This is a genomic window from Pseudomonas sp. IT-P253 (genome assembly GCF_949768125.1).
Taxonomy (GTDB): domain Bacteria; phylum Pseudomonadota; class Gammaproteobacteria; order Pseudomonadales; family Pseudomonadaceae; genus Aquipseudomonas.
This window is the reverse complement of record NZ_CATKPT010000048.1, coordinates 1-11,797: the sequence shown is the minus strand read 5'-3', so window position 1 is coordinate 11,797 and position 11,797 is coordinate 1. Positions and strand designations below refer to the sequence as shown.

The 11,797-nt window shown below is 59.1% G+C and carries 8 protein-coding genes; 3 read left to right on the top strand and 5 right to left on the bottom strand.

What is annotated here, in order from left to right; translation table 11 throughout:
- The coding region (locus ACM6IR_RS22270) for a CstA-like transporter-associated (seleno)protein (protein ID WP_414909691.1) at positions 1–114 on the top strand (114 nt) is incomplete at its 5' end.
- 155 nt (positions 115–269) lie between these two features.
- Positions 270–1,241 (top strand): GTPase, encoded by a 972-nt coding sequence (yjiA, locus tag ACM6IR_RS22265; protein WP_414909690.1) that lies wholly within the window; start codon positions 270–272, stop codon positions 1,239–1,241.
- A gap of 115 nt (positions 1,242–1,356) precedes the next feature.
- Here the strand turns inward: yjiA and ACM6IR_RS22260 are convergent, their stop codons facing one another.
- From ACM6IR_RS22260 to ACM6IR_RS22240, 5 genes are all read right to left on the bottom strand, one after another.
- A complete protein-coding gene (locus tag ACM6IR_RS22260; protein WP_414909689.1) occupies positions 1,357–2,034 on the bottom strand; it encodes a GntR family transcriptional regulator in 678 nt (225 codons plus the stop codon).
- Positions 2,035–2,058: 24 nt separating this feature from the next.
- Positions 2,059–2,763: a FadR/GntR family transcriptional regulator gene (locus ACM6IR_RS22255; protein WP_414909688.1), complete on the bottom strand. Its 705-nt coding sequence runs from the start codon at positions 2,761–2,763 to the stop codon at positions 2,059–2,061.
- A gap of 57 nt (positions 2,764–2,820) precedes the next feature.
- Positions 2,821–4,131: a C4-dicarboxylate transporter DctA gene (locus ACM6IR_RS22250; protein WP_414909687.1), complete on the bottom strand. Its 1,311-nt coding sequence runs from the start codon at positions 4,129–4,131 to the stop codon at positions 2,821–2,823.
- A gap of 358 nt (positions 4,132–4,489) precedes the next feature.
- Entirely contained in the window at positions 4,490–5,743 is a 1,254-nt protein-coding gene (gene glyA, locus ACM6IR_RS22245; protein WP_201116261.1) for a serine hydroxymethyltransferase, read from the bottom strand.
- Between the two features lie 221 nt (positions 5,744–5,964).
- A complete protein-coding gene (locus tag ACM6IR_RS22240) occupies positions 5,965–9,813 on the bottom strand; it encodes an EAL and GGDEF domain-containing protein (protein ID WP_414909686.1) in 3,849 nt (1,282 codons plus the stop codon).
- 284 nt (positions 9,814–10,097) lie between these two features.
- Here ACM6IR_RS22240 and ettA point away from each other — a divergent pair, with 284 nt between their 5' ends.
- Positions 10,098–11,762, top strand: coding sequence for an energy-dependent translational throttle protein EttA (ettA, locus tag ACM6IR_RS22235; protein ID WP_414909685.1), 1,665 nt, complete (start codon positions 10,098–10,100; stop codon positions 11,760–11,762).
- Positions 11,763–11,797 lie beyond the last annotated feature (35 nt).

Genomic DNA, 11,797 nt, shown 5'->3' with positions numbered 1-11,797 from the left:
GTCGAGCATATGCAAACCAAACACCCGGACAAGCCGGTGATGAGTTACGAGATGTTCTTCCGGGAACGCCAGGAAGCTCGTTACGGCGGCAAGGGTGGGCCGAAGTGCTGTTAACCCGTTAACCGCCCCCCTGTGGGAGCGAGCCTGCTCGCGAAAGCGGTGTGTCATTCAACATTAATGTCGACTGACACGACCTCTTCGCGAGCAGGCTCGCTCCCACATTTGTTCTGCATTTCTTTTCTGATTTTGTGAAAACAGGAGAACCAGGTTTGCTATCTCCCATCCCGGTCACGATCCTCAGCGGCTTCCTCGGCGCCGGCAAGACCACGCTGTTGCGTCACCTGCTTAAAGCCGAGCATGGCCTGAAAATCGCCGTGATCGAAAACGAATTCAGCGACGCCGGTATCGACACCCAATTGTTGGGAGACGAGCCGGTGCAAGTGATGACGCTGTCCAACGGCTGCGTCTGCTGCACCATCCACACTGATTTGACCAAAGCCCTGTACCTGCTGCTTGAACGCCTGGACAGTGGCGAAATCGCGTTCGACCGTCTGGTGATCGAATGCACCGGACTGGCCGACCCGGCGCCGGTGGCGCAAACCTTCTTCATCGATGAAGAACTGCGCGAGCGTTACATCCTCGACGGCATCATCACTCTGGTGGACGCGGCTCACGCCGACAGTCACCTGACCCAGACTATCGCCCAGGCGCAGATCGGTTTCGCCGACCGCTTGCTGGTGAGCAAGCGCGATCTGGTGGATGAACCCACCTTTACCGCACTCAGCGAGCGCCTGACCCGTATCAACCGTCGCGCACCGATCCGTGTGGTCGACCACGGCAAGATCGACCTGGCTGAATTACTCGACGTTCGCGGTTTCAACCTCAATGCCGACCTCGGTGGCGGCATGAGTTTGCGACCTGTGAGCAAGGCGTCTTCCATCGACCGCATTTCCAGCCTGGTACTGCGCACCGACAAACCGCTGGATATCGACAAGCTCAGCGAGTTTATGAACGAACTGCTGGAAGACCATGGCAAGCAACTGCTGCGTTACAAGGGTGTGTTGAACATAGCGGGCGAGCCACGGCGCATGGTGTTTCAGGGGGTGCTGAAGCTTTACGGTTTCGATTGGGATACCGAGTGGGCCGCCGATGAAGCCCGCGAGAGTGTGATTGTGTTTATTGCCGATGAGTTACCGGAGGAGAAAATTCGTGAGGGATTTGCGCGGGTGGCGGCGGAGTAAGGTCCGACATTTTCAGCGGGTGTGATGCCGCCTTCGTCGGATCGCCGCCCGGAGCAGGCTCGCTCCCACAGGGAATGCATTTCAAAATGTGTGCGAGCCTGCTCGCGAAGGGGACCTAACCGGCAGCGCGATTCTCGCGTTGCGTCAGCAAAGTCTCTTCCAGATGATTCAAATGCCGGTTCAGTAATGTTTGCGCCATCACCGAGTCTCCACGCTCCACCGCCTGCAGAATGTCCTGATGCACCTGCCACACGCAATAGTCCTCCGCTTGTGCTTCAAACTGCGCAATTGCCAGCGAAGTAACAGGCACCAGGCTGTCCAGGAAATGCGCTAACGGCGCATTCCCCGCCATTTCCGCCAACCGTAAATGAAACTCCCCCGACAACCGGATTGCTGGCCCACGCTCTGTACATTCGCGCTCGCAATCGATCAGCGCGCGCAGGCGCTTCAAGTCTTGTGGGTGAGGCTGCTGACAGGCCAGTCGCACCAGCGTGATCTCGGTCAGTCGCCGGGCATGCAGCGTCTGCCGGGTCTGGTCTGTATCAAGTGTGGCGACTCGGGGGCGATGGTGGGTGCGCAGGACAATGATCTGCTGATGGGACAGTCGCGTCAGTACGCCACGAATGTCACTGCGTCGCACACTGAACATCTGCGCCAGGCTTTCTTCGGTAAAGCGACTGGCTGCATGGAGGCGCTGTTCGAGAATGGCGTCGAAAATGCGCGAGTAGAGATCTTCCACCGGTGGGGGAAAGGGCAGGGCAGTTAGAGTCTGCAGTGAAGCGAAGCTGTTCATGGCCTGTCTCCAGTTCCAAGGGATTCAACCGCCGAGGTTGTCGTCCGGGATGTTCAATTCGATGCCCATTCGCTGACCTTCGCGAAGAATGTGGCGACGCATTTCGGCGCTGGCCTGGGCGCTGTTCTTGCTGCGGATCGCGCGCACCACGGCTTCGTTTTCCTCAAGGCGCTCTGCCAAATGCTCGGGCGAGTTGCGCAATACGTCGGCGCTTTGCTTGAGGGCATTGCTGGTCTGCTGAACCACGCTCTGGAAGATCGGGTTGGACGTCAGGGTGAACAACTCTTCGTGGAACGCGATGTAGGCGTTCACGCCGGCTTCGCTGTCGTTGGCCTCCAGCGCTTCGCGCATGTCCATCAGGGTCAGGCGCAGTTGACCCACTTCCTTGCTGCTGATCGACTGTGCGACCAGGCCGACGATGAATGGCTCAAGTGTGTAGCGCAGTTGCAGCACGTCTTCCAGGCTCGCGCCGGCCACCGCGTTGTCGTGGCTTTGGCTGTCACTGAGATTAGCTTCCAGCACCACCACGCCTTTGCCCGGCATCGAACGCACCAGGCCCAGGGTTTCCAGCACGATCACCGCTTCGCGCAGGCTCGGGCGGCTGATACCCAATTGTTCGGCCAGCTCACGCTGTCCCGGCAACATGTCGCCGGAGCGCCACTGACCCCGGGCCAAAGCGGCCCGAAGTTTTTCTACGACTGAATTTACGACGGTCGACGTGGTGATCACTGTTTGCTCCATGGGTAATGTTTGGAGAGCCTGCCCCCGGGCAGGCTCTCGCTTGATTCAAAATTCCTGATGCGCCGGTGCGACCGGTTTTTTCGACTGGAAGGTATAACCCTGCTGCCCGGAAAGCACCTTGTTCGCGCGCTGGATGTCGATGTCTTTTTCCCAGCGTGCAATGGCCACGGTCGCCACGCAGTTGCCGATCAGGTTGGTCAGCGCGCGGCCGATGCCCATGAACCAGTCCACCGCCAGCACCAACACCAGGCCGACCACCGGAATCGCCGGGATCGCTGTCAGTGTCGCCGCCAGAATCACCAGCGCCGAGCCTGGAATACCGTGGGCGCCTTTGGAGGTGATCAGTGATACCAGCAGGATTGTCAGCAGATCAGTCATGGCCAGCGGCGTGCCGGTCGCGTTGGCAATGAACACAATGGCCAGGGTCAGGTAGATTGAGAAGCCGTCCAGATTGAACGAGTAACCCGTCGGAATCACCAGGCCGACTGTCGAGCTGCCGATGCCCAGATGCTCAAGTTTGCGCATGATCTGCGGCAGCACTGCGTCGGATGAAGCGGTGCCCATGACGATCAGCAGTTCTTCGCGCAGGTACTTGAGCAGCGGCCACATGCGCAAGCCGGACAGGCGCATTACCAGGCCGAGGACCAGCGACACGAACGCCGCGCAGGTCAGGTAAAACAGGCCGACCAGGCTACCCAGATGCTGCAACGAATCCAGGCCATATTTGCTGGTGGTGAAGGCGATGGCGCCAAACACGCCAATTGGCGCCAGGCGCACGATCATGCCCATGATGCGGAAGATCACGTGGCTCAGTTCATTGATCAGTCGGGAAATGCCGGAAGCCGCTTCGCCCACCAGGTTCAGCGCGCTGCCGAACAACACGGAAAACAGCAGGACCTGCAGGATGTTGTTGTCGGCAAAGGCGCCGATCACTGAGGTCGGGATCAGGTCCATCAGGAACTGAGTGGTGGTGTGCATGTGTTGACCGCGCTGGGCAATATCCCCGATGTCGGCGGTGGATAGCTGATCCAGGTGAATATTCGCGCCACTGCCGATGCCGGTGCTGAAAGCGAACACCAGCCCGATCACCAGGGCGATGGTGGTCAGCACTTCGAAGTAAATCACCGATTTCAGGCCGATGCGTCCGACCTTCTTCAGGTCACCGGCACCGCTGATGCCGCTGACCACGACACAAAAAACGATCAGGCCGATAAGCATCTTGATTAGCTTGATGAAGCCGTCGCCGAGCGGTTTGAGCTGGGCGGAGTATTCGGGAAGGGTCAGCCCGCAGACGATGCCGAGCACCAATCCGAGAACCACTTGAAGGAAGATTGAACGCGAGCACCATCTGAGCATGAGAGGAATCCTGGTCGGTGTCCTGGCAGCCGAGCGCGGGGCGCTTCAGATTCAGGACTTAATTATTGTGGTCTTACCGGTATGTCCAGTGCAGGCGCAGTCTACGCTGAGGTTTTTTATGTTTACAAGAGGAAAAACAAAAAATGGTACGACCGGTCTTACCAGTAGTGATGATCCCTTCTTGTAGGAGCGAGCTTGCTCGCGAAAAACATGAAAGCGATGTGTGTTTCCAGACAGCTCGCGTCAACGTTGACGTCCATCGCGAGCGAGCTCGCTCCTACAGGGGATGTGCGAATCACAGGCGAAAAAAAACCGGCCATCACTGGCCGGTTCTTTATGCTGCGGTCTAGCGGTGCACTTAAGCGCCGTATACCGGCAGCTTCTTGCAGATGGCCTTGACCTTCTCACGAACGGCGTCGATCACCGCTTCGTTGTTCAGATCAGCCAGGATGTCGCAGATCCAGCCGGCCAGCTCTTTGCACTCTGCTTCCTTGAAGCCGCGAGTGGTCACAGCCGGAGTGCCGAAGCGCAGGCCGGAGGTGACGAACGGGGAGCGTGGATCGTTTGGCACGGAGTTCTTGTTTACGGTGATGAACGCCTTGCCCAGAGCGGCGTCAGCGTCTTTACCGGAGATTTCCTGCTTGATCAGCGACAGCAGGAACAGGTGGTTTTCAGTACCGCCCGATACCACGTCGAAACCGCGCTCGATGAACACGCCGGCCATGGCCTTGGCGTTTTTCACCACTTGTTGCTGGTAGGTCTTGAACTCAGGCTGCAGCGCTTCCTTGAAGCAGATCGCTTTAGCGGCAATCACGTGCTCCAGTGGGCCACCCTGGGCGCCCGGGAATACGGCGGAGTTCAGCTTCTTCTCGATGTCGGCGTTGGCGCGAGCCAGGATCAGGCCGCCACGTGGACCGCGCAGGGTCTTATGTGTGGTGGTGGTCACGACGTCAGCGAAAGGCACCGGGTTCGGGTAGACGCCAGCGGCGACCAGACCGGCTACGTGAGCCATGTCGACGAACAGGTAAGCACCGACCTTGTCAGCGATTGCGCGGAAACGCGGGAAGTCCAGGATCTGCGAGTAGGCAGAGAAACCGGCCACGATCATTTTCGGCTTGTGCTCGACCGCCAGACGCTCAACTTCGTCGTAGTCGATCAGGCCATTGGCGTCGATGCCGTACTGGATGGCGTTGTACAGCTTGCCCGAGGACGAAACACTGGCGCCGTGGGTCAGGTGACCGCCGTGGGCCAGGCTCATGCCCAGAATGGTGTCGCCTGCTTGCAGCAGGGCCAGGTAAACGGCGCTGTTGGCTTGGGAGCCGGCGTGCGGCTGAACGTTGGCGTAATCAGCGCCGAACAGTTCTTTTGCTCGATCAATTGCGAGCTGCTCAACAACGTCGACGAACTCGCAACCACCGTAGTAGCGCTTGCCCGGGTAGCCTTCGGCGTACTTGTTGGTCAATACCGAGCCTTGAGCTTCCATCACCGCAGGGCTGGTGTAGTTTTCCGAAGCGATCAGCTCAATGTGCTCTTCCTGGCGCTGAGCTTCTTGCTCCATGGCGGCAAAGAGATCGGCGTCGTACTTGGCAATAGTCAAATCACGGCTGAACATGGCGGTCCTCAAGGATCGGGGCAGAAAAGGGGGGCATTCTAACTCAATGGGTTTTAGATGGCATATGAAAGGACATCATGTCGCAGACAAGTGGTGTTCATGCAGGGATCAGCGGCGATCGTGCCGGCCTCTTCGCGAGCAGGCTCGCTCCCACAGTTGAAATGCATTCCATTGTGGGGGCGAGCCTGCTCGCGAAGGCATCATTTGCAGCCCTGAAAATCTCAATCAAACATGAACAACGCATCATTACTGAACTGCGCTTCAAACCGGCTCGCCTGCATCGGCCGCCCAAACAGATAGCCCTGGACCTCATCGCAACCATGCTCGCGCAGGAAGTCGAGCTGTTCATGGGTTTCCACGCCCTCGGCGATCACCGCCAGATTGAGGCTGTGGGCCATGGCGATAATCGCGCGGGCAATCTGTGCATCCTGTTCGCCAGAGGGCAGGCCATCGACAAAGGTGCGGTCGATTTTCAGCACGTCGATCGGGAACTGCTTGAGGTAGTTGAGCGATGAGTAACCGGTGCCGAAGTCATCAACCGCGATGCTCAAGCCGAGGTTTTTCAGCCCGGCGAGAATCTGCATCGCTTCGCTGACTTCGCGCATCAGGATACTTTCCGTCAGTTCCAGTTCCAGACACGCCGGCGGCAGGCCGGTTTCCTTGAGAATGGTGGCGATCCGAGTCCCCAGCTGGCCGTCGGAGAACTGCCGGGCCGAAATGTTGACCGACACCTTGGGCACACGGACCTTGTTCTGATGCCAGGTCTTGAGCTGACGGCAGGCCTCGCTGATCACCCAGTCGCCGACATCGACCACCAGGCCGAGCTCTTCGAGCACCGGAATGAAGTCCCCCGGCGGCACCAGTCCGCGACGAGGATGGCGCCAGCGCAGCAGGGCTTCGGCGCCGGTCAAACGTTTGCCATCGCCGCTGAACTGCGGTTGGTAATACAGAACGAATTCGTCTTGCTCCAGGGCGTGACGCAAATCGCTTTCCAGCTCCAGACGCTCCAGGGCGCTGGCGTTCATGTCCGCCTGATAGAACTGGAAATTGTTCTTGCCGCGCTCTTTCGCGTGATACATCGCGGTGTCGGCGTTTTTCATCAGCTGGCTGAGCTCGTTGCCATCCTGTGGGCTCAGGGCGATCCCGATACTGGCCGTGACAAAGAACTCACGCCCTTCGAGGACGAACGGTTTCACCAGGCTGGCGAGAATCTGTTCGGCGACGTGAATCGCCCGGTTCAAGGCCATTTCACGGTTGATGCGCGGTTGCAGCAGCAGGGTGAACTCATCGCCGCCCATGCGTGCCACGGTGTCGTCATCGGTGACGCAGCCCAGCAGGCGCGTGGCCATTTCCTTGAGCATGCGATCGCCAGCGGCATGGCCCAGGGAGTCGTTGATCGGCTTGAAGCGGTCCAGGTCGAGGAACATCAACACGACCCAGGACTTCTGCCGGTCGGCCGACTGCAGCGCGGTGTGCAGACGATCCTGAAACAGCGTGCGGTTGGGCAAGTGAGTCAGGGCGTCGTAGTAGGCGAGACGGTGGATTCGCTGCTCACTGGCCTTGCGTTCGCTGATGTCGCTGAAGAAGCACACGTAGCTGGCCAGGTCGCCTTCGTCGTCCAGTACCGCGGTAATCCCGACCCAGGCCGGGTAGTGCTCGCCATTGCGCCGCTTGAGCCAGACTTCACCTTCCCAGGTGCTGTGCTGATGCAGTTGCTTGAGCACGTAGTGCAGATGCGCTTCCTGTTGTTCATCGACGGTCAGCATGCTTGGCAACTGGTCGAGGACTTGTTCTACCGCATAACCGCTGACGCGACTGAAGGCTTCGTTGGCCTGGACAATATAGCCGGCAGGATCGGTAATCAGGATGGCCGAGGTCGAGTGCTCGAATACAGTCGCCGCCATGCGCAAGTCTTTCTCGGCCCGTCGTTGCTGGCTAATGTCACGGCCGACGCCCAGCACACCTTCAAATGCACCTTGCTCGTCCCAGACCAATACCAGTCGCAGCTCAATGGGGATCTTGCGTCCGTCGGCCCGCAGGCAATCGAACAAAAACAGTTGGGTTTGCACCTGGCTGCGCAACTGCGCCAGTTGGTCGGGCTTATCCAGCGATTTGTGGACCCGGTCCATCAGGTTGTAAATGCCGGTCAGCTGTTGTGGGTTGGCAATGGTCGATTGCCAGCCGTTCTGGAAAAACCAGCCGGCGTCATAGCCGAGCACGGCTTGTACCGACGGGCTGACATAATTGAGCACCATCTTGCTGTCGGTGGAAAAAATCACGTCGCTGATGCTTTCGGCGAGCATCCGGTAGCGCTGTTCGCTGTCGCGCAGGGATTCACTGGCTTCGATCTGATCGGTGATGTCCTTGGCCACACCAATGATCCGCGTGACTTGATCGTGCTTGTCGCGCGCCAAGGCCTGTTCGCGAATCTCGAAACGCCGCCACTTACCGTCCCGGTGCCGGAAACGCAGCTGGCACTGGAGCAACTGCCGGTAGCCGGCGTGTCGCTGTTCCTGGCGCGAGCGGTGGTAGAAATCGGCATCTTCGGGGTTCAGGAGGATTTCCCAGAAATACTCGCCCATCTGGTGCAACTCGGTACGGTTGTAACCGAGCCTCTGGCCCAGGTGGTGGTTGCTGAAGATCATCCGCTGGCTGATCACGTCCTGCACGTAGAGGTGATCCGGCACGGTGCGCACCACGTCGGACCAGAATCCTTCTCGTTCCAGCAGCGACAGTTCGATGAGCTTGCGGCTGGTGATGTCGGTAATGCTCAGGATCACCGCGTTGTAGTCGTCCTGGTCTTCCGGCAGGCGAAGCACCAGCCATAGGTGCTGGTCGTGGCCATTGGCGTCCTGGAGTTTGATTTCCAGTTCAAGCTGATTCTGCTGGTTGAGTACCGCCTCGAGCATTTGATTGCCGATATCGGTGCTGTCCAGTGGGCCACCACCGACCAGCAGTTTCCAGGCTTGATCGTGGGAATTGACGTTGAGCAGTTGCTGCGCAACCTGGTTGACCTCCGTGACGCGCAGCTCCCGCAGTAATGGCTGACGTTGTTCCGGCTTCTGCAGCCAGGCTTGCAATTGCTCGTTGTTTTGCACCTGGGCCTTGTCGAAGGCGCTTTTAAGTCCGCAGACGTCGAGTACACACAGGGCGACGCCGGTGCCTTCGAAAATATCCTGATAGCGCCGACGCCCTTCGTGCAGTTGCCGTTGCCGGCGACGCATGTTCAGCAGAGCGATGAACGGTAACACGGAGAACGCCAGGCCCAGCAGGCATTTGCCGATGAATGCCGGCAGCAGTTGTTCGAGGACGAGTTGTCGGTCGAACAGCCCGCGCAATTGCCAGTCACTGCTGCTCAAGGGAACCGTCAGCACGCTGTTGGCCACATCGTCCGGGGTCAACATTCCCGGATTGATCGAAGGCAGCCCTTCATCGCGACTGATGATCTGGTGATTGATGCGGTTTTCCACCAGCCACAGCGGGCGAATGCCGGCTTCATTTTGTTGGGTCAGTGAGGTGAAAAATATCGGTGTCAGGCGCAAGGCCCAGTAACCGCGGGTGCTGCCGCTGGCTTGATGCAGCAGCAGGTTCACCACCGAGCCGTCATCGGCATTACTGAAATAATGGGCCTGAGCGTGGCTGCGCCGGACCAGTTCGCTCAGGTAGTCGGCGTCCTCGCTGTTGGCGGCGCTGTCGCTGAGGATTTTCCCGGATGGACTGAGCAAGGCGAGGCTGCGCAGTTCCGGTATCGATTGTTGCAACTTGCTCAGCAGCGCCTGCAGTTCGTCGGCGCTTTGCGGTTGCTCGACGATCGGCAGCAGGTTGAGGGCAATTTGCGCTTTGAGTGTCATGTTCAGGCTGACTTGCGCGGCCAGATCGGCGGTGTAGTCGATGGTGTACTGACGCTGGCTTTTCTGGGTGGCGCGAAGTTGATCCAGCAGCTGCCAGAACAGCAGTGCGAGCAACAACAGCACCAGCATGGCCAGCGCGCCCTTCAATGTACCGCGCAGGGGGGAGCCGGGTGCGACAGTGGGTGCACTGGTGGTCACGGGCGGAGTGGCATTAGACAAACTGAAATCCTGCGGATGGGCTGGACTGGCGCGACGTGCACTATAAGCCGGACGCCCAAAGGGCGGCTAGCATGCCTTGAGTTGTGGCAAAGTGCCAGTCCCGCTCGGCTGGACTGCCTTCTGTCAATAAGGTAGCTTTGCCGGTTACGCGGGAGCGTTCCAGCTCCTAGAATCAGACTTTTTCAGCGCGCACGTATTGATAGCCATCAATCGGACGACGCGCACGGTCTGGCCGGCTTCGCCTGCGCTCCAATCATTCATCTGTCACTGACCCAAGGTTCTCCATGGCTCAATACGTCTTCACCATGCATCGGCTGGGAAAAGTTGTTCCGCCGAAGCGGGAAATCCTGAAAAACATTTCACTGTCCTTCTTCCCCGGCGCCAAGATCGGCGTGCTCGGCCTCAACGGTTCGGGTAAATCCACGCTGCTGAAAATCATGGCCGGCGTCGACACCGAATTCGACGGCGAAGCCCGTCCGATGCCGGACCTGAACATTGGCTACCTGCCACAAGAACCGATCCTGGACCCGACCAAGACCGTGCGTGAAGTGGTCGAGGAAGCGGTCAGCGTGATCAAGAACGCCCAGGCGCGCCTGGATGAGGTCTACGCGGCTTACGCTGATGAAGATGCCGACTTCGACAAGCTGGCGGCAGAACAGGCCAAGCTAGAAGCCATCCTGCAAGCCAGCGACGGTCACAATCTGGACCGCCAACTGGAAGTCGCCGCCGATGCGCTGCGTCTGCCAGCGTGGGATGCCAAGGTCGCAGTCCTTTCCGGTGGTGAAAAGCGTCGTGTGGCTCTGTGCCGCCTGCTGCTGTCCGCCCCCGACATGCTGCTGCTCGACGAACCAACCAACCACCTGGACGCCGATTCTGTCGCCTGGCTGGAGCACTTCCTGCACGACTTCCCAGGTACCGTGGTAGCGATCACGCACGACCGGTACTTCCTGGACAACGTCGCTGGCTGGATCCTCGAACTCGACCGTGGCGCCGGTATCCCGTACGAGGGTAACTATTCGGGTTGGCTCGAAGCCAAGTCCGATCGTCTGGCTGCCGAATCCAAGCAGCAGTCGGCTCACGAAAAAGCCATGAAGGAAGAACTGGAGTGGGTGCGCAAAGGCGCCAAGGCTCGTCAGTCCAAATCCAAGGCGCGTCTGCAACGCTTCGAAGAAATGCAATCGCAGGAATTCCAGAAGCGCAGCGAAACCAACGAGATCTACATCCCGGCCGGTCCGCGCCTGGGCGACAAGGTCATCGAATTCAAGAACGTTTCCAAGGGCTACGGCGATCGCGTATTGATCGACAACCTGTCGTTCTCCATGCCTAAAGGCGCCATCGTTGGCGTGATCGGCGGTAACGGTGCCGGTAAATCGACCCTGTTCCGCATGCTGATGGGCAAGGAAACGCCGGATTCGGGCAGCATCGAAGTCGGCGAAACCGTGCAGCTGGCCTGCGTCGATCAGAGCCGCGAAGACCTGGACGGCAGCAAGACTGTGTTCCAGCAAATCTCCGACGGTTCCGACCAGATCCGCATCGGCAACTACGAGATCCCGTCGCGTACCTACGTCGGCCGCTTCAACTTCAAGGGTGGCGATCAGCAGAAGTTCGTCAAGGACCTGTCCGGTGGTGAGCGCGGTCGCTTGCACCTGGCCCTGACCCTGAAAGAGGGCGGCAACGTCCTGCTGCTCGACGAACCGTCCAACGACCTCGACGTTGAAACCCTGCGTTCCCTGGAAGAAGCCCTGCTGGACTTCCCGGGCGCCGCCATTGTGATCTCTCACGATCGGTGGTTCCTTGACCGCGTCGCGACGCACATCCTGGCGTACGAAGACGACTCGCAAGCCGTGTTCTTCGAAGGCAACTACACCGAGTACGAAGCCGATCGTCGCAAGCGCCTCGGCGAAGCCGCTGCCCAGCCGCATCGTGTACGGCACAAGAAACTGGCCTGATTTCAGGTTGGTTGCATGAAAAACGGAGCCTTCGG

Bases quoted from the DNA above. Each gene is read 5' to 3' on its own strand.
- ACM6IR_RS22260 (WP_414909689.1), bottom strand. From the start codon at position 2,034: ATGAACAGCTTCGCTTCACTGCAGACTCTAACTGCCCTGCCCTTTCCC.
- ACM6IR_RS22250 (WP_414909687.1), bottom strand. From the start codon at position 4,131: ATGCTCAGATGGTGCTCGCGTTCAATCTTCCTTCAAGTGGTTCTCGGA.
- glyA (WP_201116261.1), bottom strand. From the start codon at position 5,743: ATGTTCAGCCGTGATTTGACTATTGCCAAGTACGACGCCGATCTCTTT.
- ettA (WP_414909685.1), top strand. From the start codon at position 10,098: ATGGCTCAATACGTCTTCACCATGCATCGGCTGGGAAAAGTTGTTCCG.